This window comes from Paracoccus sp. S4493 (genome assembly GCF_000967735.1).
GTDB classification, from domain to species: Bacteria; Pseudomonadota; Alphaproteobacteria; order Rhodobacterales; family Rhodobacteraceae; genus Paracoccus; species Paracoccus marcusii.
The window spans coordinates 1-26,455 of record NZ_JXYF01000036.1 but is presented as its reverse complement, the minus strand read 5'-3'; the positions used below and the strand labels follow the sequence as shown (position 1 = coordinate 26,455).

Here is a 26,455-nt window from a genome sequence, read left to right as displayed (position 1 = left end):
CCGCCTGCACCAGACGCCCGACCACGGCATCGCCTGGTTTCAGATCGGAGAGATCGCGCATGTGCTGGTCGCGGGCGACGACCATGCCGACCCGCTGCTCGCGACATCGGTCGCGCTGTCGGACACGCTCTACTGACATCAACCAACCGGAGGTTTTCATGCAACCCATCCGCCAGACCGGCCGCAGCGCCGGTTTCGCCCCCGCCGCCGTCCTGGACGACGGCCTGCGCGCGCACATGCTGCGCATCTACAATTACATGGGCCTGGGCCTGCTGGTGACCGGGCTGGTCGCGGTCGCGGTGGCCTCGGTCCCGGCGATCTACGTGCCGATCTTCAGCTCGCCCCTGCGGTGGGTGGTAATGCTGGCGCCGCTGGCCTTCGTGATGTTCCTGTCCTTCCGGATCGAGACCGTGTCGGCCGCCACGGCGCAGACGCTGTTCTGGGCCTTTTGCGCGGTGATGGGCCTGTCGCTGGCCTCGATCTTCCTGGTCTTCACGGGCACGTCGATCGCGCGCGCCTTCTTCGGCGCCGCCGCCATGTTCGCGGGCATGAGCCTCTATGGCTACACGACCAAGCGCGACCTGTCGAAGTTCGGCAGCTTCCTGATCATGGGCCTGATCGGCGTCATCATCGCCAGCATCATCAACATCTTCCTGGGCTCGTCCGCGCTGCAGTTCGCGATCTCGATCATCGGCATCCTGGTCTTCGTCGGCCTGACGGCCTGGGACACGCAGTCGATCAAGCTGGCCTACAGCGAACATCACGATGCCGAGACGCACCAGAAACTGGCGGTCATGGGCGCGTTGTCACTGTACCTGAACTTCATCAACCTGTTCCAGCTGCTGCTGAGCCTGACCGGCCAGCGCGAGGAATAGGCCCCAGACAAGGACCGCATCCATGGACCAGAACGACCGCCACGCCATCGAGGGGCTGTTCGGCAAGCTGGGCCAGGCCGCCCAGGCCCAGCCCCATCGCGACCCCCAGGCCGAGGCCCTGATCGCCGACCTGATGGCCCGCAACCCCGGTGCCGCCTATTACCTAGCCCAGACCGTGATCATGCAGGAACAGGCGCTGGCCGCGGCCGAACAGCAGATGCAGCAGATGCAGGCGCAGCCGGCGCCGGCCTCGGGCGGGCTGTTCGGCAAGCTGTTCGGCGGCAGCCAACCCCAGCCCCGCCCGATGACCCATCGCCCCGCGCCCCAGCCCTACGGCCAGCCCGCCTATGGCCAGCAGCCGCAGGGGTCGGGTCCGTGGAGCAGCGGTCGCCCGTCGGGTGGCGGCTTCATGGCCGGCGCGGCGCAGACCGCGATGGGTGTCGCCGGCGGCGTGCTGCTGGGCAATGCCATCGGCGGCATGTTCGCAGGCCCTGCCGACGCCTCGGAGATGGAGCAGGAGCCCGCGATGGAGGAGGACGCCGGCTTCGACGACCCGGGCTTTGACGACGGCGGGTTCGAGGAATGATCACCACGGCGCCCGGAACCCCCGGGCGCCTTTCGGCAGATGGCATGGCAATGCACCGTTGCCGCATTGGCGTTGCGCGCTGTCGTTGATGCACCACGACGCCATCAGCACGATCGTCTTCGCCCTGCAATCCGAAGCCAGCGGCATCGGTGCTGGTGACACTGCGACCTGCAATGCCGTGATCGCTGGCAGCAGTGACAGCCGGGCAATGCGTGCCGACGTCCTTCCATGATACGACTGAACTTATCGGTCCGTTTCGGCGTTTCCCCAGAAAGCAGGAGGATGTCATGGCGTCACGTGCGGTCTGGAAGGGGCAGCTGCGCCTGTCCTTGGTGGCCATCCCGGTCGAGCTGCATGCCGCAACCAAGACCGGGGCGCGCGTGTCCTTCCGCCAGATCCACGGCCCCTCCGGCAAGCCGGTGCGCTATGAGAAGACCGTGGCCGGCATCGGGCCGGTCAAGAGCGACGATATCCTGAAGGGATACGAGACAGGCGACGGCAACTATCTGCTGCTGGAACCCGACGAGATCGACGCGATCAAGCTGGACACCAAGAAGACGCTGGAACTGGTACAGTTCGTCGACCAGTCCGAGATCCCGCCCCTGTACTACAACAAGCCCTATTACGTGGTGCCGACCGACGATCTGGCCGAGGACGCCTATCGCGTGGTCCGCGACGCCCTGCGGGCCGAGAAGAAGACCGCCCTGGGCCAGTTGACCATGCGCGGCCGCGAATACCTGTGCGCGATCCGACCCTGCGGCGACGGGCTGCTGCTGGAAACGCTGCGCTATGAGGACGAGATCCGCGAGGCGGAGCCGCTGTTCGCCGCGATCGAGGACGCCGCCAGCGACGCCGACCTGCTGGAGGTCGCGACCCAGCTGATCCGGCGCAAGTCCTCGGCGTTCGATGCCGATGCGTTCCGCGACCATTACGACCAGGCGCTGCGCGCGCTGATCGAGACGAAGCGCAAGAACCGCAAGACCCCCCGCGCCAAGGCGGCCGAGGATGACGACCGCCCGTCGGGTGGCAACGTCGTGGACCTGATGTCCGCGCTGAAGGAGAGCCTGAAGAAGGACGGCGGCAAGGCCAAGGCCAAGCCCGCCGCAAAGCCCGCCTCCAAGCCGCGTGCCAAGCCCAAGTCGAAATCCGCCTGACATGGCCGATCTGGGCGTCTATCTGGACAAGCGCGATTTCGGAGCGACGCCCGAACCGCAGGCGGACGGCACCCCTTCGGCGCTTGGGCTGCGCTATTCGATGCAGAACCACGACGCCACGCGGCTGCACTGGGACCTGCGGCTGGAATGGAAGGGGGTGCTGCTGTCCTGGGCGGTGACGCGGGGGCCGTCGCTGGACCCGGCCGACAAACGGCTGGCCGTGCGGACCGAGGATCACCCCCTGTCCTATCTGACCTTCGAGGGCACGATCCCGAAGGGCCATTACGGCGCGGGCACCGTGATGCTGTGGGATCTGGGCTGGTGGCAACCGCTGGAACCCGCGGGGCGCGGGCTGGCCAAGGGGCACCTGAAGTTCCGGCTGCACGGTCGGCGGATGACCGGCGATTGGAACCTGATCCGCATGGCGCGCCGGGACAAGCGCGACAACTGGCTGCTGGTCAAGATCGACGACGAGGCCGCCGGCCAGCGCGACCCGGTGGCGCGCTATCGCACCAGCGTGGCGTCGGGGCGCAGCTTTTCGGCGATCCGCGCGGACAAGGCCGCCTGCCTGCCCGACCATTCCGGCAGCCGTCCGGGCCACCGGCCCGTGCAGCTGGCGACGCTGACGGACGATCTGGCCGATCACGCCACGCATTGGCACGAGCTGAAGCTGGACGGCTATCGCGCGCAGGTGGCGCTTGGCGCAGGCGGCCCGCGTGTCTTCACGCGGGCGGGCCATGACTGGACCGACCGTTTCGCCGACCTGATCCCCGCCCTGCGCGACATCCCCTGTGCCTCGGCCCTGATCGACGGAGAGATCGTGGCCGGCGCCGGCATGCAGGGCTTCGGGACGCTGCAGGACGCGATCGCGGCGGGCGGGCCGTTCGGATACGTGGCCTTCGATCTGCTGCAGCTGGACGGGCGCGACCTGACGGACCAGCCCCTGACCGAACGCCGCGCCGCGCTGGAGGGCCTGCTGCGCCCCCTGCCGCCGATGGGCACGGTGGCGCTGTCGCCCGTCATCCACGGCCCGGCGGACGAGGCGCTGGCGCTGATCTGCGGCAATTGCGGCGAGGGGGTGATCGCCAAGCGGACCGATGCCCCCTATCGCGGCGGGCGCAGCCGCGACTGGCTGAAGATCAAGTGCCGCAGGCAGGGCACGTTCCGCATCGTCGGCTGGCAGGCAAGCACCAGCCGCGGCAGGCCCTTCGCCTCGTTGGCGCTGGCCTGCGACCGGGACGGGGGACTGGCCTATATGGGCAAGGTCGGAACCGGGTTCGACCAGGACACGATGGCCGACCTTGCCCGGCGCATGGCACCGCTGGTGCGCAGGGACGCCCCCGTCAAGGCCCCCCGCCGGGAGGTCGCGGGCATGACCTGGATCGACCCGGACCTGACCGCCCGGATCGATTACGCCGAAACCACCGCCCAGGGTCGCCTGCGCCATGCGGTGTATCTGGGCCTGCACGATGAGGGTCCGCCCATGCGAACGCCCGCCCCGACCGTCGCGATCAGCAGCGGCGACCGCGTGATCTTTGACAAGCCGCGCCTGACCAAGGCGGGGCTGGCCGAGTATTATCGCGCGGCCGCACCGCTGATGCTGCCCGAACTGGCCGGGCGGCCCCTGTCCCTGCTGCGCCTGCCCGACGGCATGGCCGGCGAGCGGTTCTTTCAGAAGCACCCCGGCAAGGGCTTTCCCGCCGCGCTGAAGATCCAGCAGATCGCCGACAAGGACGGCGCGACTAGCCCCTATGCCTTTGTCACCGACGTCGACGGCATCCTGGGCGCGGTGCAGATGGGGACGGTCGAATTCCACATCTGGGGCGCCCGTCGCGACCGGCTGGACCGGCCCGACCGCATGGTCTTTGACCTGGACCCCGACGAGGGCCTGGGCTTTGCCGCGACCCGCCGCGCCGCGCTGGAGCTGCGCGACCGGCTGTCGAGGCTTGGCCTTCGGTCCTGGGCGATGCTGTCGGGGGGCAAGGGCGTCCATGTGATCGTGCCGCTGCGCCGCACCGCGGGCTGGGACACGGTCAAGCTGTTCAGCCGCGGCGTGGCGATGCTGACGGCAAAGGCCCATCCCGACCGCTTCACCGCCGAGATGTCCAAGGCAAAGCGCAAGGGCCGCATCTTCGTCGACTGGCTGAGGAACGAACGCGGCGCGACGGCCATCGCGCCCTTCTCCGTGCGCGCCCGCCCCGGCGCGCCGGTGGCCTGCCCGGTCAGCTGGGACGAACTGGGGCGCATCCGCAAGGCTGGGGCGTTCTCGACCGCGCAGGCGCTGGAGCGGGGCTGGGCCGACACCGACCCGCCGCCCGCCCAGACCCTGTCGGCGGCCGTGATCGCGGCGCTGGACGCGGCGCTGACGGCCTGATCGTTACGCGGCCTTTACGCCACCGGCCGGGATCACGCATGGCATCCTGACGCGCGCCTGCGCGATGATCGGACATCACTTATCAAGGGGATGTTCATGTCTGACATCATCTATCTTCTGCTTGGCGCAGGCGGGTTTCTGGCCATGATGGCCGGAACACGCGCGCTGGCTCGTTCGTGACGGGGCGCCGATGGTCGACCTGGTTCTTGGCCTTGCCGTCGCGGCGGGCCTGTTCGCCTATCTGGTCGTGGCGCTGATGCGTCCCGACCGGTTCTGATGGGGGCGCGTCCATGTCCCCCTTTCTTGTCTTCGCGCTCTACGGCGCCGTCACGGTCGGCCTCGCCTGGCTGCTGGCCGGTCACATGCACCGCGTCTTTACCGGTCGGCGCGTCTGGTCCAGCCCGCTGATCGCCCCGGTCGAATGGGCCTTCCTGTCGGCCGCGGGCGTCACCGCCGGGCGCGGCCAGACCTGGTCGGGCTATGCCATGGCCGTGCTGGTCTTCAACCTGGCGGGGTTCCTGCTTCTCTATGCGATCCTGCGGCTGCAGGGCATGCTGCCGTGGAACCCCCAGGGCATCGGCCCGATGGCGCCGGACCTGGCCTTCAACACCGCAATCAGCTTTGTCACCAACACCAACTGGCAGGCCTATTCCGGAGAGGTCCAGCTGTCCTACCTGTCCCAGATGGTCGGGCTGACGGTGCAGAACTTCGTCTCGGCTGCCACGGGCATGGCGGTCGCGGTGGCGATCGTGCGCGGCTTTGCCGCCAAGGGCGACGGCCGCTTGGGCAATTTCTGGGTCGATGCGACGCGGGCGGTCCTTTATATCCTGCTGCCGCTGTCGATCCTGGCGGCCGTGGTGCTGATCTGGCAGGGCGTGCCGCAATCGCTGTCGGCCTATGTCCGCGCGACCACGCTGGAGGGCGCAGGCCAAGTCATCGCCCAAGGCCCCGCCGCGGCCCAGATCGCCATCAAGCAGCTGGGCACCAACGGGGGCGGCTTCTTTGGCGTCAATTCGGCCCATCCGCTGGAAAACCCGACGATCCTGTCGAACATGATCCAGTCGGTGTATCTGCTGCTGATCTCGGTCGCCTTCTGCTTCCTGTTCGGGCGCATGGTGGGCGACCGGCGGCAGGGCTGGGCGATCTTCGCCGCGATGGGCGTGCTGTTCGTGGCGGGCCTTCTGCTGATGAACGCCCCCGAACAGGCGGGCAACCCCGTTTTGGCCCAGGCCACCGGCATCACCGGCCCCAACATGGAGGGCAAGGAGGTCCGCTTTGGCGCCACCCTGTCGGTGCTGTGGGCCGAGGCCACGACCGCCGCGTCGAACGGGTCGGTCAACGCGATGCATGACAGCTTCATGCCCCTGTCCGGCCTTGTGATGATGCTGAACATGCAGGTCGGAGAGGTGATCTTCGGCGGCGTGGGGTCGGGCCTTTACGGCATGCTGCTCTATGTCGTGCTGGCGGTGTTCCTGGCCGGGCTGATGGTCGGGCGCACCCCCGAATACCTGGGCAAGAAGATCGAGGGGCGCGAGGTCACGCTGTCGGTCCTGGCCTTCCTGTCGATGCCGTTGGGCATCCTGGTCTTCGGCGCGCTGTCCGTGGTCATCCCCGCGGGCCTCGCCGCGGTGCAGGACGCCGGGCCGCACGGCCTGTCCGAGGTCCTTTATGCCTACAGCTCGGCCACCGGCAACAACGGCTCGGCCTTTGGCGGCTTCGGGGCGGCGGCGCCGTTCCACACCACCCTGCAGGGCATCGCGATGATCCTGGGACGCTATGCGATCATCGTGCCGATGCTGGCGGTCGCCGGATCGCTGGCCCTGAAGTCGCCGGTCCCGGCCACGGCGGGGACGTTCCCCACCCACGGCCCGCTGTTCGTCCTGCTGCTGGTCATCACCGTGCTGATCCTGGGCGCGCTGACCTTCTTTCCGGCCCTGGTCCTGGGCCCCATCGCCGAGCATGTGTCCATGCTGGGCGGGCAAACCTTCTGAGGCGTTCATCCATGTCGAAACATTCGCTTCCCGTGCCGTCGATGGGGGCGCTGGCCCCCGCGGCGGCGCGACAGGCGCTGGCCAAGCTGGCCCCGCGCCTGCTGCTCAAGAACCCGGTCATCTTCGCCACCGCCGTGGCGGCGCTGATGGTCAGCGTGCTGGGCCAGCGCGACCTTGCCCTGGGCGTGTCCGGCGGCGGCGTCGCGGTCCAGATCGCGTTCTGGCTGTGGGCGGCCGTGCTGATCGCCAACTTTGCCGAGGCTCTGGCCGAGGGGCGCGGCCGCGCCCGCGCCGACAGCCTGCGCGCCACCAAGTCCGACACGATGCGCGTGCTGCCCGCCCCCGACAGCGCACATGACGTCGCCACGATGGTCCCGTCGGCCAGCCTGAAGCAGGGCCAGATCCTGCTGGTCGTCGCGGGCGACATCATTCCGGCCGATGCCGAGGTGGTGCGCGGCGTGGCATCGGTCGACGAAAGCGCGATCACCGGCGAAAGCGCCCCGGTGATCCGCGAATCCGGCGGCGATTTCAGTTCGGTCACGGGCGGCACGCGCATCGTGTCGGACTGGCTGGTGCTGCGCGTCACCGCGGAACCGGGGCGCAGCTTCCTCGACCGCATGATCGCGCTGGTCGAGGGGGCCGAGCGTGGGCGCACCCCGAACGAGATCGCGCTGAACATCCTGCTTGCCGGTCTGACCCTGATCTTCCTGTTCGTGGTGGCCACGCTGGAGCCCTTCGCGCGCTATTCCGGCATCTCGATCCCGGTGGTGTTTCTGGCCGCGCTGTTCGTGACACTGATCCCCACGACCATCGGCGGGCTTCTGTCGGCCATCGGCATCGCGGGCATGGACCGTCTGGCCCGGGCCAACGTCGTCGCAAAATCCGGCCGCGCGGTCGAGGCCGCGGGCAACGTGGACGTGCTGCTGCTGGACAAGACCGGCACGATCACCTTCGGCAACCGCATGGCCGACGCGCTGATCCCGGCGCAGGGCGTGCCGCCGGCCGATCTGGCCCGCGCCGCCCTGGCCGCCAGCCGCGCCGACGACACCCCCGAGGGCAAGTCCCTGGTCGATCTGGCCCGCCGCCAGCCCGGCGCCGACGCGCCCCTGGCCGACACGGCCGAGGCCATCGCGTTCTCGGCCCAGACCCGCCTGTCGGGCGCCGACCTGACCGACGGCACACAGCTGCGCAAGGGGTCGGTCGATGCGATCCTGCGCCATACCGGGGCGGCGATGGATGCCGCGCTGGCCGCGTCGGTCGACCAGATCGCGCGGTCGGGCGGCACGCCGCTGCTGGTGTCGCAGGGTGCGCGCATCATGGGTGCGGTGCATCTGAAGGACATCATCAAGCCCGGCGTACGCGAACGGTTCGGGGAATTGCGCGCCATGGGCATCCGCACGGTGATGATCACCGGCGATAACCCCCTGACCGCCGCCGCCATCGCGGCCGAGGCGGGCGTGGACGATTTCCTGGCCGAGGCCACGCCCGAGAACAAGCTGGAACTGATCCGCGCCGAACAGGCCAAGGGCCAGCTGGTCGCCATGTGCGGCGACGGATCGAACGACGCGCCCGCGCTGGCCCAGGCCGATGTGGGCGTGGCGATGAATTCCGGCACCTCGGCCGCCAAGGAGGCCGCGAACCTGATCGACCTGGACAGCGACCCGACCAAGCTGATCGAGGTCGTGCTGGTGGGCAAGCAGCTGCTGATCAGCCGCGGCGCGCTGACCACCTTCAGCATCGCCAACGACGTGGCGAAATACTTTGCCATCCTGCCCGCGCTGTTCATCGCCGCCTATCCGGGCCTCGCCGTCCTGAACGTGATGGGCTTGGAAAGCGCGCAGAGCGCGATCCTGTCGGCGGTGATCTTCAACGCGCTGGTGATCCTGGCGCTGATCCCGCTGGCGCTGCGCGGGGTAAGGTATGCGCCCTCCAGCGCGGCGGCCCTGCTGCGGCGCAACCTGACGATCTATGGCCTGGGCGGCCTGATCGTTCCCTTCCTGGGCATCAAGGTCATCGACATGGCCGTGACCGCCCTGGGCCTGGCGTAAGGAGACAGCCATGATCGACCATATCCGACCCGCTTTGGCGACTTTGGGCCTGATGACCGTGCTGACGGGGGTGGCCTATCCGCTGGCCCTGACCGGGCTGGGCCAGACGCTGATGCCGCACCAGGCCAATGCCAGCCTGATCGTCCGCGACGGGCAGGTCATCGGCTCGGCGCTGGTGGGGCAGGCCTTTGCCGCGCCGGGATACCTGCAGCCGCGCCCCTCGGCGGTGGACTACAATGCGGCGGCGGCGGGGGCCTCGAACCTCGGCCCGAAAAGCGCGGCGCTGATCGCCGATCAGACGGCGCGGGCGGTGGACTATGTCGCCTCGACCGGGGCTGCCAGCGTGCCGGTGGATGCCGTCACCGCCTCGGGCAGCGGTCTGGACCCGCATGTCTCGCCCCAGAACGCGCAGGCCCAGGCCGCGCGCATCGCCGCCGCGCGGGGCGTGCCCGCCGCCGAGGTCGCGGCCCTGATCGAGACCCAGATCGAGCCGCGCTGGCTGGGCCTCTTCGGAGAGCCGCGCGTGAACGTGCTGGCCGTCAATCTGGCCCTTGACGCGGCCTTTCCGCAGGCCCCCACTGGGACCCAAAGCGAAGGCTGATCCATGACCGAACTGCGTCCCGAACCCGATGCCCTTCTGGCCCAGGCCGAACGCGAGGGGCGCGGGCGGCTGAAGATCTTTCTGGGCGCGGCACCGGGGGTCGGCAAGACCTATGCCATGCTGGAGGCCGCGCGGCGACGCGCGGCCGAAGGCGTGGACGTGGTCGCCGCCGTCGTCGAGACCCATGGCCGCGCCGAGACCGAGGCGCTGCTGGCGGGCCTGGAGCTGCTGCCCAAGCGGGCGCAGTTCTATCGCGAGCGCATCCTGCACGAGATGGACCTGGACGCGCTGCTGGAGCGTCGCCCCCAGCTGGCCCTGATCGACGAACTGGCCCATTCCAACATCCCGGGATCGCGTCATGACAAGCGCTGGCAGGACGTCGAGGAGGTGCTGGCCGCGGGCATCGACGTGCTGACCACGCTGAACGTGCAACACCTTGAGACGCTGAACGACCGGGTCGCGCGGATTTCGGGCGTGCGCGTGCGCGAGACGGTGCCCGACGCCGTCCTGGCCCGCGCCGACGAGGTCGAGCTGATCGACCTGCCCACAGAGGAGCTGATCGAGCGGCTGCGCGCGGGCAAGGTCTATGTCCAGGACCAGATCGCGCGGGCGGTGCAGAACTTCTTTTCCAAGGGCAACCTGACGGCACTGCGCGAACTGGCCATGCGCGCCGCCGCCGACCGCGTGGACGCGCAGCTGCGCGAGCACATGCGCGCCAATGCCATCGGCGGGCCGTGGCCCGCGCAGGAACGCATCCTGGTCGCGCTGACCGAAAGCCCGGTCGCACGCACGCTGGTGCGGACCGCGAAACGCATGGCCGACCGCGCGCGGGTCGAATGGGTGGCGGTCACCGTGACCTCGGCCCGGTCCGATCCCGACCGGGACGCGCTGGCCCAGGCCCTGCGCCTGGCCGAACGCCTTGGCGGCGAGGTGGCGACCCTGTCCGCCGCGGGCCCCGTCGCCGACGAGATCCTGGACTATGCCCGCCGCCGCAACGTCAGCCGCATCCTGCTGGGCCGCCCCCGGCCCCGTCCCTGGTGGCGGCGCATCGGCCGCCAGAACGTCGCCCGTGCCGTGACCGAGGCCGGCCGCGATTTCGAGGTGACGGTCGTCTCGGATCCGCAACGGACACCCACCCCGCCGGCGGTGCGCCACTGGTCCGTGGACCGCGACCCGCGCGCCTATGCCAAGGCCACGCTGACGGTGATCGCAGCCAGCCTGCTGGCCCTGTCGGCCGACCGGATCTTTCCCGTCACCTCGCTGTCGCTGATCTTCATGACCGGGGTGATCGTGGTCGCGGTGCGCCAGGGCCTGTGGCCGTCGCTTTATGCGTCCTGCCTCAGCTTCCTGACCTACAACTTCTTCTTCACCGACCCGCGCAACACCTTCCTGGTGATCCGCCAGGACCAGATCATGACGCTGCTGCTGTTCCTGATCGCCTCGGGGCTGACCGGCAACCTGGCCGCGCGGCTGCGCGACCGGGCTTTGGCACAGCGCGACATCGCGATGCGGACGAACCTGCTGTACGATTTCGCGCGCCAGGTCGCCGGCGCCGGATCCGCGGTCGAGGTCCTGCGCGCCGCCGCGATCCATGTCGGCGCGGCCCTGGGATGCGACACCGTGGTGATGCGCCCCGGCCCCCTGGGCCGCCCGGTGATCGAGGTGGCCGAACCGCCCCGCGACACGCTGGCCCTGCGCGACGCATCCGCCGCCGATTACGCCTGGACCCGCGGCGAGGAGGCCGGGCGCGGCTCGGGCACCCTGCCCGCCAGCGACTGGCTGTTCCTGCCCGTCGGCACCGAGGGGCGGCGGCTGGCTGTCCTGGGCATCGCCTATCCCGACGGGCGCAGTCTGGCGCCGATGGACCGCCGCCTGCTGGACGCGATGACCGATCAGACCGGCATCGCGCTGGAACGCATCGCGCTGCAGGCAGACCTGGAACAGGCGCTGGTCACGTCCGAGGCCGAACGCCTGCGCGCGGCCCTGCTGTCCTCGGTCAGCCATGACCTGCGCACGCCTTTGGTGTCGATCATCGGCGCGGCATCGTCGCTGGCCGATCCGGCGCTGGACCTGGCCGCCCCCGCACGCGCCAGCATGGCCGCCACCATCCGCGACGAGGGCGAGCGGCTGGACCGCTACATCCAGAACCTTCTGGACATGACGCGGCTTGGCCACGGCGCGCTGGTGCCCAAGCGCGTGCCCGCCGACCTGCGCGAAATCGCGGGCAGCGCGCGGCATCGCCTGCGCGGCGCGCTGCGCGATCACCGGGTCGAGGTCGCGGTCCCCGACGATCTGCCGCAGGTGCTGGTTGATCCGCTGCTGATCGAGCAAGTGGTGATGAACCTTCTGGACAACGCCGCGAAATACGCCCCCGAGGGCAGCCGCATCGACGTGACCGCACGTGTCGACGGGGCACGGGCCGAACTGTCGGTCGGCGACGACGGCCCCGGCATCCCGGCCGACGCGCGCGGCCGGGTCTTCGACATGTTCTATCGCGTGGCCGAGGGCGACGGTCAGCGCGCGGGCACGGGCCTGGGTCTTGCCATCGCGCGCGGCATCGTCGAAGCCCATGGCGGCACCATCGCCGCCCACCCCGCCCGCGCGGACGGGCGCGGCACCCGCATCACCCTGACCCTGCCGCTGGACACGCCCGCATGACCCTGCCCGCCCGCATCCTGATCATCGACGACGAGGCCCCGATCCGCCGCTTTCTGCGGGTCGCGCTGGAGGCGCAGGGCCATCATGTGACCGAGGCCGCCACCGGCCGCGACGGCATCGAGGCCTGCGCCCTGACCACCCCCGAGGCGGTGATCCTGGACCTGGGCCTGCCCGACATGGACGGGCGCGCGGTCCTGGCCCGGCTGCGCGAATGGAGCCAGGTCCCGGTCCTGGTCCTGTCGGTCCGCGCGTCCGAGGCCGACAAGGTCGCCCTGCTGGACGCCGGCGCGCAGGACTACGTGACCAAGCCCTTCGGCATCGGGGAACTGCTGGCCCGACTGCGCGGCCTTCTGCGCGACCGGTCGGGTGCGGCTCCGCAGGGGGCGGCGCTGCAGGTGGCCGACCTGACCATCGACGCCGCCGCCCGGACGGTCCTCAAGGGCGGCACCGAGATTCACCTGACCCGCAAGGAGTTCGACCTGCTGTGGCTGTTGGCGTCGAATGCCGGGCGGCTGGTGACGCAGGGCATGGCGCTGGAACATGTCTGGGGAAAGGCCCATCTGGAGGACAGCCACTATCTGCGCGTCTTCATCCGGCAGCTGCGTGCCAAGATCGGCGACGATGCGGGCAACCCATCCTACATCTTCACCGAATCCGGGGTGGGCTATCGCTTTGCATCGGCGTCGTGACGCGTCGGGCCTGCGGCCTTGGCGCATCTTCCCTTTGGTTTCGGGCTGCGCTATCGATGCCGCGCATTCCAAGAGAGAGCGTTGATCCGTCGCGATTCCCAGACCGACAGACCGCAGCGGGCCCGGCTGACGCCGGGGCGCGCGCTGCGCTGGCTGTTGCTGGTGCCGTTCCTGATGCTGGCCACGATCAGCCAGGGCACGATGATCGAGGCTGCCCCTGCGGGCGGCGTGCGGATCGTTCTGTGCACCGGCACCGGCATGGTCGACGCGATCATGACCCCCGACGGGCAGGTCCATCCCGACGACCAGCCGGGTCGCGGCGGCCATCCCGGCACCCCGCCCTGTGACTGGGCGCTGCACGGGCAATCGGTGCTGGCCTCCCCCGCCGTCGACATGGCGCCGCCGCGGTTCCGCGAACTGGACGCCGATTTCGGGACCGACATCCCCCTCCATCTTCGCCGGGCCGAGGTTCTGACCCCCGCCGCCCGCGGACCACCCTCCCTCGTCTGAGACCGACGCGACGACCGGGCCCGCCCGGCACCGCGACCGTCCGGCCGCCGCATTGTGGCCGCCGCGAACACGACCGTTCACAGATGAGACATGCCATGACGACCTTTCCCTTTCTGGCCGCGCTTGCGGTCGCGACCCTGCTGGCCCCTGCCGCATGGGCGCACGGCACCGGCGACGGTGCGGACCATGCGGGTCATACCGCCGCCCATGCGGCGCCCCTGTCCCTGCCCGACCCGGATGCGGCGTGGCAGGTCGGCGAGCTGACCGTCACCGCGCCCTATGCCCGCGCCACCCTGCCCAATGCCCCCGTCGCGGGCGGCTTTCTGACGATCGCCAATGACGGCGCCGCGGACGACCGCCTGGTCGCCGCCACATCGGACATCGCCGGACGGATGGAGATCCATCAGATGACCATGGCGGGCGACATCATGACGATGGGCCCGGTAGAGGACGGCCTGCCGATCCCGGCGGGCCAGACCGTGGCGCTGCAGCCCGGCGGCTATCACCTGATGTTCCTGCAGCTGGCGGCCCCCCTGGTGCAGGGCGACAGCGTCGACGTCACCCTGACCTTCGAGGGTGCCGGAGACATCACCGTGCCGCTGTCGATCCAGGCGTTCAACGCACGCGCGGCGGGTGATGCCCCGCAGAGCGCCGATCCGCACGCGGGGCATTGACCATGACCCGACAGGCGCTTCGCATGGTGCGGGTGCTGGCTTGGACCGCGGTCGTTGTGGCCGGCGCCGCGCTGCTGTGGGCCACGGTCCTGCGGCCTGCGCCGACCGACCACCAGGTCGCCATGCAACAGTTGGGCAAGGGTGATTACACCCTTGTCACCGCGGATGGCCAGCCGTTCACCCAGGCCGATCTGCAGGGTCAGCCGACCGCCGTCTTCTTCGGCTTCACCCATTGCCCCGACGTGTGTCCCACCACCCTGGGCGAGGTCACCGCCTGGCAGGACGAGCTGGCCCGGGACGGCCAGACGCTGCGCACGCTGTTCATCACCGTGGACCCCGAACGCGACACGCGCGAGGTCCTGGGCGAATACGTGTCCTGGGTGCCCGGCGTCACCGGCATCACCGGAGAGCGGGCCGAGATCGACAAGGCCGTCGCCGCCTTTCGCGCCTTTGCGCAGCGGGTGCCGCTGGAGGGGGGCGACTATACCGTCAACCACTCGACCCAAGTGCTGCTGTTCGACGATGGCGGCGATTTCTTCGGCCTCGTGTCCTATCAGGAAGCCCACGACCGCGCGATGGGCACCATCCGGCGCCTGCTGGCCAGCTGATCCCTGGGCGGCGCGGGTCCGCGCCGCCGCATCCCCACAGAACCGACAGGGAAACCCATGTCCGATGCGACCCTGGACGCCTCGCCCCGCCCGCGCGCGGCCACGTCCGATCTGTACCGCGCCGTCTGGCGCTGGCATTTCTATGCGGGACTGTTCGTCCTGCCGTTCCTGATCACGCTGGCCGTCACCGGCGCGGCCTATCTGTTCCGCGACGAGATCGACGCCATCATCCATGCCGACATCAAGCGGGTCGAGGTCGCGCAGACCGGCACGCTGAGCCCCGAGGCGATCGTCGCCTCGGCCGTGACCGCGGTGCCCGGCCGCGCGGTCAAGTACACCGACCCCCCAACGGCCGCCGCCTCGGCCGAGGTGACGGTCGCCACCGACGACGGGCGCCGCATGGCGGTCTATGTCAACCCCTACGAGGGTTACGTCCTGGGCGCGCGCCCCGACCGCAGCACGGTCATGTGGACGGTGCGCTATCTGCACAGCCTGCGCTATTTCGGGACCGTCGCCCGCGGCGTGATCGAGATCGTGGGCGGCTGGACGATCCTGCTGGTCGCCACCGGCATCTATCTGTGGTGGCCGCGCGGCCAGGCGGGGGGCGTCCTGTCGGTCCGGGGCGACCGGCGCAGGCGTGTCTTCTGGCGCGACACCCATGCGGTGACCGGCATCGTGGTCGGCGGCTTCATCGTGTTCCTGGCGGTGACCGGCATGCCCTGGTCGCAGGTCTGGGGCGGCAAGGTCAACGAATGGGCCAACGGGCACAACTTCGGCTATCCGTCGGGCGTGCGCGTCGACGTGCCGATGTCGGACCAGCGGCTGACCGACACGGCACAGACGTCCTGGTCGCTGGAACAGGCGCGCGTTCCCGAAACCCCGCCCCCGGCCCAGGGTGCCGTACCCATCGGGCTGAACGCCGCCGTGGCGGCGTTCGAACGGCTTGGCCTGCATAGGGGCTTTTCGGTGGCGCTGCCGTCATCGCCCACCGGGGTTTACAGCGGGTCGGCCTATCCCGATGACCTTGCCCAGCAGCGTGTGGTCCATCTGGACCAGTACAGCGGCCGATCCCTGGTCGACATGAGCTATGCCGATTACGGCCCCATGGGACGCTGGCTGGAATTCGGCATCAACACCCATATGGGCCAGCAGTTCGGCCTGGCGAACCAGATCCTGCTGCTGGCGGTCTGCGGGGGCATCGTCCTGCTGGCGGCGTCCGGCAGGGTGATTTGGTGGAAGCGTCGCCCGTCGCGGTCGATGGGCGTGCCACCGATGCCCGCCGACCGCCGGGTGTTCCGCGGCCTTCTGGGCATCCTGGCAGTGGGTGGCATCCTGTTCCCGCTGACCGGCGCATCGCTGCTGGTGATGCTGGCGCTGGACACCGCGATCCGACGCCTGCGCGGCACGGCGTCACGCGCCGCCGCCTGACCCTGCGCGGGGCCGCGCCCGGTCTCGGCGCGGTCCCGTCACGATCATGCTGCATCAGGGCGGAACATCGCGGGCATTTGGCGGTTCTATTGATCATAATGCATTTCACGAAAGCGATCCCATGGCCGCAACCGCTTATTCCCCGCACCCCATCGGCGCGCGGTGCCCCGTTCCGGGACTGTCCGTCCTGACCCATATGTCCGCGGGCCTGTTGGCCCTGCCGGTGGTGACCGATTACGCCTATCTGCAGACCACCGTCCTGATGTGGAAGGATTTTTCGTCCTGGCTGCTGTTCTTCGGCCTGATCGTGGCCGGGGTCGGCTGCGTACTGTGGCTGATCGGCCTGCTGACGCGCCGCCCCGGCCCGTCTTGGGGCGCGGTCGGGATGTATGTGCTGGTGATGCTGGCCGCCTTCTTCAACAGCCTGCTGCATGCGGGCGACGGCTGGACCGCCATCATGCCCTGGGGCATCACGCTGTCCGTCGTGACCTGCGTGCTGATGCTGCTGGCGGCGGTGCTGAACCGTCGCGCCACCGCCCCCCTGTCCCTGCGCACCGCCTGAAAAGGACGCCATCATGACCATTCATACCTCCACCCTGCGTCGCAGGCTGATGCTGTCCGGTTCCGCCGTCCTGACGCTTGGCCTTGCCATGCCGATGGCCGCCGCCGCGCAGGAATCCGAAGGGTTCGACATCACCAGCCAGATCGGTCCCGATCCGGTCCTGCCGGAACCGAAATTCGTCAATCCGTTGCCGAGCGTGAACGTGGCCGAGGTCGTGGGCTGGGCCGACGGCCAGACCCCGGCCGTTCCCGAGGGGCTGACGATCAGCGCCTATGCCACCGACCTGGTCAATCCGCGCACCGTCCATACGCTGCCCAACGGCGACGTGCTGGTTGTCCAGTCGCGTGCGCCGGAGGGTAAGCCCAAATACCGCCCCAAGGATTTCGTCCGCGGCTGGATCATGGCCTTTGCGGCGGGCGGCGGTGACGCCCCCCCGGCGGAAAGCAACCTGATCACGCTGCTGCGCGACACCGACCGCGACGGCACGGTGGACGAACGCCACGACCTGCTGACGGGGCTGCATTCGCCCTTCGGCCTGGCCTGGATCGACGACACGCTGTATGTCGCCGCCGCCGATGCGGTGATCTCCTATCCCTATGCCCTGGGCGACACGGTGATCGATGCCGAACCTACGACGGTCACGCCGCTACCGGGCGGTCCGCTGAACCATCACTGGACCAAGGATCTGGCGCTCAGCCCGGACGGGACGATGCTGTACGCGTCTGTCGGCTCGAACTCGAACGCGGCCGAAAACGGGATGGAGGCCGAAAAGGGCCGCGCCGCCATCTGGCAGATCGACCGCGAGACGGGGGCGTCCAAGATCTATGCGTCGGGGCTGCGCAACCCGAACGGCCTGACCTTCAACCCCGACAGCGGCGCGCTGTGGGCGGTCATCAACGAACGTGACGAACTGGGGCCTAACCTGGTGCCCGACTACATGACCTCGGTCCAGGAAGACGCGTTCTATGGCTGGCCCTACAGCTATTACGGCGACCACGTGGACGCCCGCGTGCGCCCGGCGCGGCCCGATCTGGTCGAGACGGCGATCGCGCCCGATTATGCGCTGTCCAGCCACGTGGCGGCCCTGGGTCTGGTCTTCACCAATGGCGCAGCGATGCCCGACGCCTTCGCGAACGGTGCCTTCGTCGGTCAGCGCGGCAGCTGGAACCGGGACGAGTTCAACGGCTACAAGGTGTCCTATGTCCCCTTCGCCGACGGCCGCCCGGACGGGATGATGCAGGATGTCGTGACCGGTTTCCTGGTCGACGGCAAGGTGCATGGGCGCCCCGTGGGCCTGGGCATCGACGGGACCGGCGCGCTGCTGGTCGCGGATGATGCCGGCAACACGGTCTGGCGCGTGGCCGCGGCCGATGGCACGGTGATCCCCGAACCGATCGACACGGACCGGATCGAAACGCCGGCCGAAACGCCGGCGCCGACGCCCGCCGAACCGGAGGCAGCGCCCGAGACGCCCGCGCCGGCCACCCCCGCTCCTGCGCCTGCGCAGGCGGAACCTGCGAACTGATCATCCTTGCGATCCGATGCCGCCATGCGATCATGGCGGCATCGTCATGTTGAAAAGGGGGCGCCATGTCGTTCAGCAGCTGGAAGGCCGACAAGGCCAAGACCGCCCTCATCGACGAGGCGCAGGCTTTGGCCGACAGGCTGGCAGACGCCAAGCCGCATTTCGTCGAGAGCCAGGCCGCCGCCGCATGGTTCTGGCAGGCCTTCCATCTGGCCGACGGCCAGGATCTGAACAGCCTCTCAGACTGGCCCCCCGACGCGCGCAAACGGTTCGTGGCGGGCGCCGTCACGCGGATCGCGGCCCTGCGCAAGGCACGCGAATATGACAGCAGCGACGGGCTGGCGATCTGGATGCACACCGCCCGTGCCCTGTCCGAACCGCAGATGCTGCCCGCCGTCCGCGCGATCTGGCAACATGTCCAGAATGCACCGCTGAATGCCGACTCCATGGCCCAGGACCTGATCGAGGATGCCGGCCTGACCTATGTCCCCGGTCGCCGGGTCCCGGACGGTTTCGGGCCGGACGACTAGGGCGTCTTGTCGCCCAGACCCTTGAACCAGGCGGCATAGGGGGTGTTCTGGACCATGTGTCGTCCCAGATCGGGGGCCCCATCCGTCCACCAGACCGGGCCGCGTTCGCCGAGCAGAACCTTGGCCGCATCCACGGCGCGGCGTGCCTCGGCCAGTGCCGTCGCATCACCCGATGCCTTGGCCGCCTTGACCGCCCGCCGCGCATCCATCAGGGCCGCGACATGACGGGCGCGCGTGTCCGGGTCCAGGCACGGATCGGATGCCCGCCACAACCGTCCCCGCACGACGATGTAACGCCCGTCCGGCGTCTGCAGGACCGAACCGCGATCAGCCATGACGCGCCATCCTGCCGCCCAGCCCCGCCGCCAGCATGGCCGGCACGGCCAGTGCTGCCAGCAGGGCCACCGCGAAGGGGACCATCCCGTCGCCCCGCGACCACAGCAGCATCGCGGGCAACTGCGCCATCGTCAGCATCAGCCCGGCCAGCCACGCACGACGCACAAGCCACGCTCCCGCAAGCCCCGATGCCAGCAGCAGCGCCGGATAGGCCAGCGTCCAGTAGACGCCGGCATCCCAAGGTTCCGCCACCCCCTGGACCGCGGCAAAGCCACCCCACAGGACGATGCCCGCGATGCCAAGGCACAGGGGTCTGACGATGTCGGGCGGGATCATGGCGGACCTTCGGTTGCGATGCATCGCCATCGAAACACAGATGCGGCCTGGTTGCACCCCGCCTATGCGATGCGGGCCAGTGCCGCGTCGGGCCGCAGGGTGAACCGCGAGGTTGCGGGGTCGACCTGATACAGCCCGGCCCACCGCGCGGCGTTCCGCGCGAGGTCATCGACCGCATCGATGATCCGGTCGGCCTTGGCATCGTCCAGCAGCACCGAGAAGTTCAGCCGCACCCAGCCCGGCTTTTCGGTGTCCGCTCCTTGCGCGATGCGGGCGAACAGGGCGTCCGACTGCACCCGGTCGATCCCCAGCAGCCGGTGGGCATAGCTGCCCGCGCAGGCGCAGCCGCCGCGGGCCTGCACCCCATGGATGTCGGACAGCATGCGCGTGAACAGCTGGTGATGGACCAGCCCGCCCCGCCCGTCGCGAATGCGGAAGGACAGGATCGGCAGGCTTTCGGCCGGCGCATCGGGGGCCATCACCTGGATGGCCGGGTTGCCCCGCCATGCGGCCAGCGCCCGGTCCCGCAGGACGCGCCCGCGGGTGGTGATGACATCCTGACCCAGGGCCTCCTTCGCGATCATGGCCAAAGCCACGCGGATGTCGCCGATGACATTGGGCGTGCCCCCCTCCTCGCGCGCCGACAGCGAGGACGCATAGGCATGCCCCCAGGGCGACACGAAGCTGACCGTGCCGCCGCCCGGCAGCGTCGGCGTCGCCCGGCGCGCGATCGCGTCGCAGACGACCAGCACCCCCGATGCCCCCGGCCCGCCCGGAAACTTGTGCGGAGAGAACACGATGGCGTCCTTGGCCGCATCCGTTCCCGCCTGCATCGACATCGGGACATAGGGCGCGGCAGCGCCATAATCCCAGATCGCCACCGCGCCATGCGCGCGCAGGATGCGGGTCACCGCATCCGTGTCGGTCAGGATCCCGGTCACGTTCGAGGCCGCCGAAAAGCTGCCCACCAGCAGATCGGCCCCTGCCTGATCCGCCAGCACCGCGTCCAGCGCGGGCAGGTCGGGCCCGCCGGTCGCAGCCTCGGGGATCTCGATGACCACGGCACCGCTTTCGCGCCAGGGCAGGATGTTGGAATGATGCTCATAGGGGCCGATGACCACCACGGCCCGGCCGCTGCGCGCCGTGATGCCCGCGATGTCCAGAAGCCCCACCAGCCGGTTCAGGCCTGCGGTCGACCCCGACCCGGCAAAGATCGTGCTGTATCCCGGCCCCGCGCCGACCATCCCCGCCACGCAGGCCCGCGCCGCCTCCCTCAGCCCCGAACAGTAGGCGCCGACAAAGGACGCCTGCGTGTGGGTGTTGGCGTAATAGGGCAGCACGCGGGTCAACACGAACTCCTCGACCTGGCGCAGCGCGCGGCCCGAGGCCACGTAATCGGCATAGATCATCGGCACCGGACCGAACGGCCCGTCGATCACCACGTCATCGCCGATCAGCCCCGCCCGCAGGCCCGCGACGGCGTCGCCGGCCGTCAATGTCGCCCGAAACTCGTCCAACTGTGCCATTAAAACCCCGATCCAGCCTGCGTTTCGCAACAACTATTCCCGCGGCAGCGCGATTTCATTCCTTGTTTCTTGCATTCTGAAGGCGATATTGGGTCATATGACCCATGAACCGGGGGAACGGCGTGGACCGCATCGACAGGCGCATCCTTGAGGAGCTGCAACGCGACAGCGCGATCTCGCAGCGCGTGGTGGCGGAGCGGGTCGGGCTGTCGCAGAACGCCTGCTGGCGGCGGATGCAGGCGCTGGACAAGGCGGGCGTGATCCGCAACCGGACCGTGACGCTGGACCGCGACAGGCTGGGCATGGGGCTGGTCGTGTTCGTGATGATCAAGACCCGCCACCATTCCGCCGACTGGCTGGCGATGTTCCGCAAGCATGTGTCGGCCATTCCCGAGGTGATCGACTTTTTCCGCATCGGCGGCGAATACGACTATATGCTCAAGGTGGTGACGCAGGACATGGGACGCTATGACCTGTTCTATCAACGCCTGATCTCGGGCATCGAACTGCACACCGTCACGTCGCATTTCGCGATGGAGGCGATCGAGGAACAGCGACCCATCGCGCTTGCCTGACGGACCGAAGGCCCCATGAACCAGAACACCGACATCGTCCAGCGCCTTGCCGCCCGCCTCAAGGAGGCGCGCCGCGCCAAGGGCCTCAGCCTGGACGCGGTGGCGCGGCTGTCGGGCGTCAGCCGGTCGATGGTCAGCCAGATCGAACGCGCCGAATCCAGCCCGACCGTCGCGACCCTGTGGAACCTGACGCAGGCCCTGCAGGTCGATTTCGCCGGCCTGTGGGAGGCGCGGGCCGAAAGCGACATCCGCGTGGTGCAGGCCGCCGCCGCGCCGGTCATCGCCGACCGGGGGCGCGACGTAGTGATCCGCATCCTCAGCGCGCCGCAAACCGTCGGAGAGCACGAGATCTACGAGATCCGCCTTGGCCCCGGCGCCGCGCTGGAGTCCGCGCCCCATCGCACCGGCTGCCGCGAGGATGTTGTGGTGCTGGAGGGCGCGGTCACCATCACCTCGGGCGACGAACGGGCGGCCCTGGCGCAGAACGACGCCGCGAACTATGCCGCCGACCGCCCGCACAGCGTCACGGCGGGCGATGCCGCCGCCCGCGTGCTGATGATCGTGCGGGACAGTTGATCCGTCATCACGGACGGATTTCTTTTATCTTGCCCGGCGGAGGCAAAGGCCCTAGCCTCCGTTAAAACGGAGGTACTGACCACATGACGGATACAAGCGCGTTTCTGGACAGCGTCAGCCAGCAGTTGGACCAGATCGGCCAGGAAGGGTTGACCAAGCGCGAACGCCTGATCACCGGGCCCCAGGGCAGCCGCGTCGCGGTGGCGGGGGCGCCCACGATCAACCTGTGCGCCAACAACTATCTGGGGCTGGCCAACCATCCCGCCCTGCGCGCGGCGGCGGTCGCGGCAATGGACAGCCACGGCTTTGGCATGGCATCCGTGCGGTTCATCTGCGGGACGCAGGACCTGCACCGCCAGCTGGAACAGCGCCTGGCCGGGTGGCTGGGCCATGACGACGCGATCCTGTTCGCGTCCTGTTTCGACGCCAACGGCGCGCTGTTCGAACCGCTGCTGGGCCCCGAGGACGCGGTCATCTCGGACGCGCTGAACCATGCGTCGATCATCGACGGCATCCGTCTGTGCAAGGCGCGTCGCTATCGCTATGCGAACGGCGACATGGACCAGCTGGAATCCCGCCTGCGCGAGGCGCGGGACGGCGGTGCGCGTTTCATCATGATCGCCACGGACGGCGTGTTCTCGATGGACGGCCACCTCGCGCCCCTGCCCGCGATCCGCGATCTGGCCGACCGCTATGGCGCGCTGGTGATGGTCGACGACTGTCACGCGGTGGGCATCATGGGGCCGAAGGGCGCGGGCACGCCGCAGCACCTGGGCGCGCGGGTCGACCTGCTGACCGGGACGCTTGGCAAGGCGCTTGGCGGCGCGCTTGGCGGCTATATCGCCGGGCCACAGCCGGTGATCGACCTGCTGCGCCAGCGGGCGCGACCCTATCTGTTCTCGAACGCGCTGCCGCCGTCGATCGTCGCCGCGGGGCTTGCCGCGATCGATCTGGTCGAGGGTGCCGACGACCTGCGCGCGGATCTTGCGCGCAAGACCGCGCATTGGCGCAAGGGCCTGACCGACGCGGGGTTCGCGCTGCTGCCCGGCCAGCACCCCATCGTGCCCGTCATGCTGTCCGAGGCCCCCTTGGCGCAGGCCATGGCAGCCGCGCTGGAACGGCGCGGCGTCTATGTGGCGGGGTTCTTCTTTCCGGTCGTGCCGCGCGGTCAGGCCCGTATCCGCACCCAGATGAACGCCGCCATCGACATGGCCGACCTGGACACCGCGCTGCAGGCCTTTGTCGATGCGGGTCGCGAAACCGGGGCGATCCGATGAAGGCGCTGGTCAAGACAGGCCCCGGAGAGGGGCTGGCCCTGCAGGACCGGCCCGTGCCCCAGATCGGCCCGTCGGACGTCCTGATCCGGGTGCGCAAGACCGGCATCTGCGGGACGGACGTGCATATCTGGAACTGGGACGAATGGGCCGCCCGCACCGTCCCCGCGCCCATGATCATCGGCCACGAATTCGCCGGAGAGATCGTCGAACTGGGCCGCGACGTCACCGGCCTGACCCTGGGCCAGCGCTGTTCCGGAGAGGGCCACCTGATCGGCCATACCAGCCGCCAAAGCCGGTCGGGCCAGTTCCACCTGGACCCCGAGACCCGCGGCATCGGCGTCAATGTCCCCGGCGCCTTTGCCGAATACCTGGCGCTGCCCGCCTTCAACGTGGTGCCGCTGCCTGACGGCGTGTCCGACCGGATCGGCGCGATCCTGGACCCGCTTGGCAATGCCGTGCACACCGCGCTCAGCTTTCCGCTGATCGGAGAGGACGTGCTGGTCACCGGCGCGGGGCCCATCGGCATCATGGCCGCCGCGGTCGCGCGCCATGTCGGCGCGCGTCACGTGGTCATCACCGACGTGAACCAGACGCGGCTGGACCTGGCGGCGCGGGTGGCCGACGTGGTCCCGGTCAACGTCGCCTCCGAGGACCTGCCGTCGGTCTGCGCCCGCCTTGGCATGCGCCAGGGGTTCGACGTGGGCTTGGAAATGTCGGGAAATGCCGCGGCCTTCGACCAGATGGTCGGCGCGATGGTGATGGGCGGGCGCATCGCCATGCTGGGCATTCCCGCCGCGCCCACGCTGGTCGACTGGAACCGCATCGTGTTCAAGTCGCTGGTCATCAAGGGCATCTATGGCCGCGAGATCTTCGAGACCTGGTACAAGATGCTGGCCATGCTGGAAAACGGCCTGGACGTCAGCGCCGTCATCACCCACGACCTGCCGATGGCCGAATTCGAACAGGGCTTCCGCACCATGAAGGCCGGCCAGAGCGGCAAGATCGTCCTGGACTGGGACCAGGTCTAGCCCACCGTCTGGATGGCCTCGACGACCGCGTTCAGGCGTTCGCGTTCCGACGGCAGCATCTGGTCGCGGCATCGCGCCATCGCCTCGGCCGAGTGGCGCCGGGCAGAGGCCGCGAACCGGTCCGGGGCGATCTGCGCCAGCGCCAGCAGCGATTTCTGCAACCGCATCTGCACCGCGAAGATGGCCGAACCGTCGCGCGCGATGGGCGGGAAGACGTCGTCCAGCAGATCCTCGACCGCCAGGGCGGGCACCCAGACCCGGGGAAAGTCCAGCGCGACCTCGCGCGCGTCGGCGCAGGCGGACAGCAGGCGGACCGACCGGCCCAGGATGTCGATCGCCGTCCCCGGGTCGTTGACGGCGGGCGACAGGGCGCGTTCGGCGATCTCTGTCAGGACGGTCAGGCCGAACCGCGGGTCCTGATCATAGGTGCGGCTTTCCGCGACGGTCAGCGCCTTGCACAGGGCCTCGTCATCGGGTTCCTGGTCGGACGCGGTCTGGCGCGCGATCCACAGGGCCGGCAGGCCGGGATGCAGGAACCTGCCCGGCAGGGCCGCCAGATGGATGTCCACGCCCGCGTCATCGGCCATCGCCTGCAGCGCCGGCATGTCGACATGGACCAGATAGCCGATCTGGTCGTGATGGACGGCACGGGCGCCGGGCGGCGAGCCCGACCCCTCGTGACCGCCCAGGAAGGGCGTGTCCAGCCGGTGGTCCAGCGCGCTGCGGGCGGCCTCCTCGACCTTGCGGATGGAATCGTCCATCAGGCCGAAGACGGTCAGGTGCGCGATCCAGCGCAGGATCGCGATGACGATGATGACCACGACCAGGATTGTGGCCACGAACAGCACCAGCCGGTCATTGTCGGAATAAAAGCCCGCGTTCAGCGCGATGATGCCGATCAGGCTGAACAGGAACGACCCCAGAAAGGTCGACAGGACGCGCTGTGTAGTGCGGTCCGATTTCAGCAGCTGCGTCGCCCGCGGCGTGACCGACCCGGATGCCGCCGTGAAGGCCGACACCATGATCCCAAGCGAGAAGGTGACCACCGACAGCATCGAGCTGGCCAGGACCGACAGCACCGCCTCGACCGCGCCCGAGCCCAGCTTGTCGCCCAGCCCGTCGGGCAGCATGGGCCCGATCAGGGGCGCGACGAAGGCCGTGCCGATACCCATCACCGTGTAGAGCGCCGCGACCACCCAGATCTTCTGGGAGATCCTGACGATGAACCACCTTAACCTGGACGACATCCGCACCCCTTGCCCACTGACCCTGTACCCTGCCGCGGACCATGACCCGGAACGGGGTGCGGGGTCCAGATGCCGCGGCCGCTTTCGCGCCTAGGCGCGCGGGGTGACCCGAAGCGGCTGAAAAATCGGACCGTCCGGACCATCGGCTAGATGCGCGGCGATGCCGAAGACCCGCGCCAGCAGGTCGGGGGTCAGCACGGCGGCGGGCGGTCCGTCGGCCACGATGCGGCCCCCGTCCAGCACCACCAGCCGCATGCAGTGCCGCGCGGCCAGCCCCAGGTCGTGCAGCGACGCGACCACCCCCCGCCCCTGCCGCGCAAGTCCCGCGAACAGGTCCATGACGCCGATGGCGGCGGCGGGGTCCAGCCCGGCAATGGGCTCGTCCGCGATCAGCAGGGGGGTGTCCTGCGCCAGCGCGCGGGCGATCAGCACGCGGGCCTGTTCGCCGCCCGACAGGGTGGTCGCATCGCGATGACGCAGGGCCGTCAGGCCCAGGGCCTGCAGCGCGTCGTGGACCGCAGGGTGGTCGCGCGGTGCGGCGGCATCGGGATGGGCGATGCGGCCCAGGGCCACGACCTCCCCCACCGGCATCGGCCAGGCGATATCGCGGCCCTGCGGCAGATAGGCCGCCTGGCGCGCCCGTGCATCGGGGGCCAGCACCGCCAGCGATGACCGCCCCGTCGCCGGCAACAGGCCCAGGGCCGCGCGCAGCAGCGTCGTCTTGCCCGCGCCGTTCGGGCC

At 69.5% G+C, this 26,455-nt stretch carries 25 protein-coding genes; 20 read left to right on the top strand and 5 right to left on the bottom strand.

All coding sequences use genetic code 11. From position 1 onward, the window contains the following. Positions 1-158 precede the first annotated feature (158 nt). The 16 genes from TW83_RS07255 to TW83_RS07175 all read left to right on the top strand — a co-directional run bounded on the left by TW83_RS07255 (position 159) and on the right by TW83_RS07175 (position 18,813). The gene (locus tag TW83_RS07255) at positions 159-875 is read left to right on the top strand and encodes a Bax inhibitor-1/YccA family protein (RefSeq protein WP_045982107.1); all 717 of its coding nucleotides are present in this window, start codon (positions 159-161) and stop codon (positions 873-875) included. A 22-nt stretch (positions 876-897) separates the two neighbouring features. Then, a complete protein-coding gene (locus TW83_RS07250) occupies positions 898-1,461 on the top strand; it encodes a DUF2076 family protein (RefSeq protein WP_045982106.1) in 564 nt (187 codons plus the stop codon). Positions 1,462-1,748: 287 nt separating this feature from the next. Beyond that, on the top strand, positions 1,749-2,615 hold the full coding sequence (locus tag TW83_RS07245) for a Ku protein (protein ID WP_045982105.1): 867 nt from the start codon (positions 1,749-1,751) through the stop codon (positions 2,613-2,615). A gap of 1 nt (position 2,616) precedes the next feature. After that, positions 2,617-4,989 (top strand): DNA ligase D, encoded by a 2,373-nt coding sequence (gene ligD, locus TW83_RS07240; RefSeq protein ID WP_045982104.1) that lies wholly within the window; start codon positions 2,617-2,619, stop codon positions 4,987-4,989. 290 nt (positions 4,990-5,279) lie between these two features. After that, positions 5,280-6,980 (top strand): potassium-transporting ATPase subunit KdpA, encoded by a 1,701-nt coding sequence (kdpA, locus tag TW83_RS07230; RefSeq protein ID WP_045982102.1) that lies wholly within the window; start codon positions 5,280-5,282, stop codon positions 6,978-6,980. A gap of 11 nt (positions 6,981-6,991) precedes the next feature. Then, positions 6,992-9,028: a potassium-transporting ATPase subunit KdpB gene (gene kdpB / locus TW83_RS07225; protein ID WP_045982101.1), complete on the top strand. Its 2,037-nt coding sequence runs from the start codon at positions 6,992-6,994 to the stop codon at positions 9,026-9,028. Positions 9,029-9,038: 10 nt separating this feature from the next. Next, on the top strand, positions 9,039-9,629 hold the full coding sequence (gene kdpC, locus TW83_RS07220; RefSeq protein ID WP_045982100.1) for a potassium-transporting ATPase subunit KdpC: 591 nt from the start codon (positions 9,039-9,041) through the stop codon (positions 9,627-9,629). Positions 9,630-9,632: 3 nt separating this feature from the next. After that, positions 9,633-12,287: a sensor histidine kinase KdpD gene (locus tag TW83_RS07215; protein ID WP_045982099.1), complete on the top strand. Its 2,655-nt coding sequence runs from the start codon at positions 9,633-9,635 to the stop codon at positions 12,285-12,287. Beyond that, positions 12,284-12,976: a response regulator gene (locus tag TW83_RS07210; protein ID WP_045982098.1), complete on the top strand. Its 693-nt coding sequence runs from the start codon at positions 12,284-12,286 to the stop codon at positions 12,974-12,976. The genes TW83_RS07215 and TW83_RS07210 overlap by 4 nt, the downstream gene beginning before the upstream one ends. An 81-nt stretch (positions 12,977-13,057) precedes the next feature. After that, positions 13,058-13,486, top strand: coding sequence for a DUF2946 family protein (locus TW83_RS07205; RefSeq protein WP_052714699.1), 429 nt, complete (start codon positions 13,058-13,060; stop codon positions 13,484-13,486). Positions 13,487-13,581: 95 nt separating this feature from the next. Then, complete coding sequence (locus TW83_RS07200) at positions 13,582-14,160, top strand: copper chaperone PCu(A)C (RefSeq protein ID WP_052714697.1); 579 nt, start codon at positions 13,582-13,584, stop codon at positions 14,158-14,160. Between the two features lie 2 nt (positions 14,161-14,162). After that, positions 14,163-14,768: an SCO family protein gene (locus tag TW83_RS07195; RefSeq protein ID WP_045982097.1), complete on the top strand. Its 606-nt coding sequence runs from the start codon at positions 14,163-14,165 to the stop codon at positions 14,766-14,768. A 57-nt stretch (positions 14,769-14,825) separates the two neighbouring features. Then, positions 14,826-16,196 carry a PepSY domain-containing protein gene (locus TW83_RS07190; protein ID WP_045982096.1) on the top strand — a complete coding sequence of 457 codons (1,371 nt, stop codon included), beginning with the start codon at positions 14,826-14,828 and terminating at the stop codon, positions 16,194-16,196. A 121-nt stretch (positions 16,197-16,317) separates the two neighbouring features. After that, entirely contained in the window at positions 16,318-16,758 is a 441-nt protein-coding gene (locus TW83_RS07185; protein ID WP_052714696.1) for a DUF2231 domain-containing protein, read from the top strand. 13 nt (positions 16,759-16,771) lie between these two features. Then, positions 16,772-18,283: a sorbosone dehydrogenase family protein gene (locus TW83_RS07180; RefSeq protein ID WP_239441304.1), complete on the top strand. Its 1,512-nt coding sequence runs from the start codon at positions 16,772-16,774 to the stop codon at positions 18,281-18,283. A gap of 65 nt (positions 18,284-18,348) precedes the next feature. Continuing rightward, positions 18,349-18,813: a hypothetical protein gene (locus tag TW83_RS07175; protein WP_045982095.1), complete on the top strand. Its 465-nt coding sequence runs from the start codon at positions 18,349-18,351 to the stop codon at positions 18,811-18,813. Here TW83_RS07175 and TW83_RS07170 read toward each other — a convergent pair. From TW83_RS07170 to TW83_RS07160, 3 genes are all read right to left on the bottom strand, one after another. Next, on the bottom strand, positions 18,810-19,148 hold the full coding sequence (locus TW83_RS07170; RefSeq protein WP_045982094.1) for a hypothetical protein: 339 nt from the start codon (positions 19,146-19,148) through the stop codon (positions 18,810-18,812). The genes TW83_RS07175 and TW83_RS07170 overlap by 4 nt on opposite strands. Further along, a complete protein-coding gene (locus tag TW83_RS07165; protein WP_045982093.1) occupies positions 19,141-19,485 on the bottom strand; it encodes a hypothetical protein in 345 nt (114 codons plus the stop codon). The genes TW83_RS07170 and TW83_RS07165 overlap by 8 nt, the downstream gene beginning before the upstream one ends. A gap of 62 nt (positions 19,486-19,547) precedes the next feature. Next, on the bottom strand, positions 19,548-21,011 hold the full coding sequence (locus TW83_RS07160) for an aminotransferase class V-fold PLP-dependent enzyme (protein WP_045982092.1): 1,464 nt from the start codon (positions 21,009-21,011) through the stop codon (positions 19,548-19,550). A 104-nt stretch (positions 21,012-21,115) separates the two neighbouring features. Here TW83_RS07160 and TW83_RS07155 point away from each other — a divergent pair, with 104 nt between their 5' ends. The 4 genes from TW83_RS07155 to tdh all read left to right on the top strand — a co-directional run bounded on the left by TW83_RS07155 (position 21,116) and on the right by tdh (position 24,467). Continuing rightward, positions 21,116-21,586, top strand: coding sequence for an Lrp/AsnC family transcriptional regulator (locus tag TW83_RS07155; RefSeq protein ID WP_045982091.1), 471 nt, complete (start codon positions 21,116-21,118; stop codon positions 21,584-21,586). Between the two features lie 15 nt (positions 21,587-21,601). Continuing rightward, on the top strand, positions 21,602-22,162 hold the full coding sequence (locus TW83_RS07150) for an XRE family transcriptional regulator (protein WP_045982090.1): 561 nt from the start codon (positions 21,602-21,604) through the stop codon (positions 22,160-22,162). A gap of 83 nt (positions 22,163-22,245) precedes the next feature. Next, positions 22,246-23,439 carry a glycine C-acetyltransferase gene (locus TW83_RS07145; RefSeq protein WP_045982089.1) on the top strand — a complete coding sequence of 398 codons (1,194 nt, stop codon included), beginning with the start codon at positions 22,246-22,248 and terminating at the stop codon, positions 23,437-23,439. Then, positions 23,436-24,467 (top strand): L-threonine 3-dehydrogenase, encoded by a 1,032-nt coding sequence (gene tdh / locus TW83_RS07140; protein WP_045982088.1) that lies wholly within the window; start codon positions 23,436-23,438, stop codon positions 24,465-24,467. The genes TW83_RS07145 and tdh overlap by 4 nt, the downstream gene beginning before the upstream one ends. Here tdh and TW83_RS07135 read toward each other — a convergent pair. Further along, the gene (locus tag TW83_RS07135; RefSeq protein WP_045982087.1) at positions 24,464-25,714 is read right to left on the bottom strand and encodes a DUF2254 domain-containing protein; all 1,251 of its coding nucleotides are present in this window, start codon (positions 25,712-25,714) and stop codon (positions 24,464-24,466) included. The two genes, tdh and TW83_RS07135, sit on opposite strands and share 4 nt — an antisense overlap. Positions 25,715-25,804: 90 nt before the next feature. Continuing rightward, positions 25,805-26,455: ABC transporter ATP-binding protein (locus TW83_RS07130; RefSeq protein WP_045982086.1), on the bottom strand; the 651-nt coding region annotated here is incomplete at its 5' end.

Bases quoted from the DNA above. Each gene is read 5' to 3' on its own strand.
- TW83_RS07180 (WP_239441304.1), top strand. From the start codon at position 16,772: ATGACCATTCATACCTCCACCCTGCGTCGCAGGCTGATGCTGTCCGGT.
- ligD (WP_045982104.1), top strand. From the start codon at position 2,617: ATGGCCGATCTGGGCGTCTATCTGGACAAGCGCGATTTCGGAGCGACG.
- TW83_RS07145 (WP_045982089.1), top strand. From the start codon at position 22,246: ATGACGGATACAAGCGCGTTTCTGGACAGCGTCAGCCAGCAGTTGGAC.
- TW83_RS07210 (WP_045982098.1), top strand. From the start codon at position 12,284: ATGACCCTGCCCGCCCGCATCCTGATCATCGACGACGAGGCCCCGATC.
- TW83_RS07170 (WP_045982094.1), bottom strand. From the start codon at position 19,148: ATGGCTGATCGCGGTTCGGTCCTGCAGACGCCGGACGGGCGTTACATC.
- TW83_RS07255 (WP_045982107.1), top strand. From the start codon at position 159: ATGCAACCCATCCGCCAGACCGGCCGCAGCGCCGGTTTCGCCCCCGCC.
- TW83_RS07195 (WP_045982097.1), top strand. From the start codon at position 14,163: ATGACCCGACAGGCGCTTCGCATGGTGCGGGTGCTGGCTTGGACCGCG.
- TW83_RS07155 (WP_045982091.1), top strand. From the start codon at position 21,116: ATGAACCGGGGGAACGGCGTGGACCGCATCGACAGGCGCATCCTTGAG.
- TW83_RS07175 (WP_045982095.1), top strand. From the start codon at position 18,349: ATGTCGTTCAGCAGCTGGAAGGCCGACAAGGCCAAGACCGCCCTCATC.
- TW83_RS07160 (WP_045982092.1), bottom strand. From the start codon at position 21,011: ATGGCACAGTTGGACGAGTTTCGGGCGACATTGACGGCCGGCGACGCC.
- TW83_RS07150 (WP_045982090.1), top strand. From the start codon at position 21,602: ATGAACCAGAACACCGACATCGTCCAGCGCCTTGCCGCCCGCCTCAAG.
- TW83_RS07200 (WP_052714697.1), top strand. From the start codon at position 13,582: ATGACGACCTTTCCCTTTCTGGCCGCGCTTGCGGTCGCGACCCTGCTG.
- kdpC (WP_045982100.1), top strand. From the start codon at position 9,039: ATGATCGACCATATCCGACCCGCTTTGGCGACTTTGGGCCTGATGACC.
- TW83_RS07135 (WP_045982087.1), bottom strand. From the start codon at position 25,714: ATGTCGTCCAGGTTAAGGTGGTTCATCGTCAGGATCTCCCAGAAGATC.
- TW83_RS07245 (WP_045982105.1), top strand. From the start codon at position 1,749: ATGGCGTCACGTGCGGTCTGGAAGGGGCAGCTGCGCCTGTCCTTGGTG.
- TW83_RS07190 (WP_045982096.1), top strand. From the start codon at position 14,826: ATGTCCGATGCGACCCTGGACGCCTCGCCCCGCCCGCGCGCGGCCACG.
- kdpB (WP_045982101.1), top strand. From the start codon at position 6,992: ATGTCGAAACATTCGCTTCCCGTGCCGTCGATGGGGGCGCTGGCCCCC.
- TW83_RS07215 (WP_045982099.1), top strand. From the start codon at position 9,633: ATGACCGAACTGCGTCCCGAACCCGATGCCCTTCTGGCCCAGGCCGAA.
- TW83_RS07165 (WP_045982093.1), bottom strand. From the start codon at position 19,485: ATGATCCCGCCCGACATCGTCAGACCCCTGTGCCTTGGCATCGCGGGC.
- tdh (WP_045982088.1), top strand. From the start codon at position 23,436: ATGAAGGCGCTGGTCAAGACAGGCCCCGGAGAGGGGCTGGCCCTGCAG.
- TW83_RS07185 (WP_052714696.1), top strand. From the start codon at position 16,318: ATGGCCGCAACCGCTTATTCCCCGCACCCCATCGGCGCGCGGTGCCCC.
- kdpA (WP_045982102.1), top strand. From the start codon at position 5,280: ATGTCCCCCTTTCTTGTCTTCGCGCTCTACGGCGCCGTCACGGTCGGC.
- TW83_RS07250 (WP_045982106.1), top strand. From the start codon at position 898: ATGGACCAGAACGACCGCCACGCCATCGAGGGGCTGTTCGGCAAGCTG.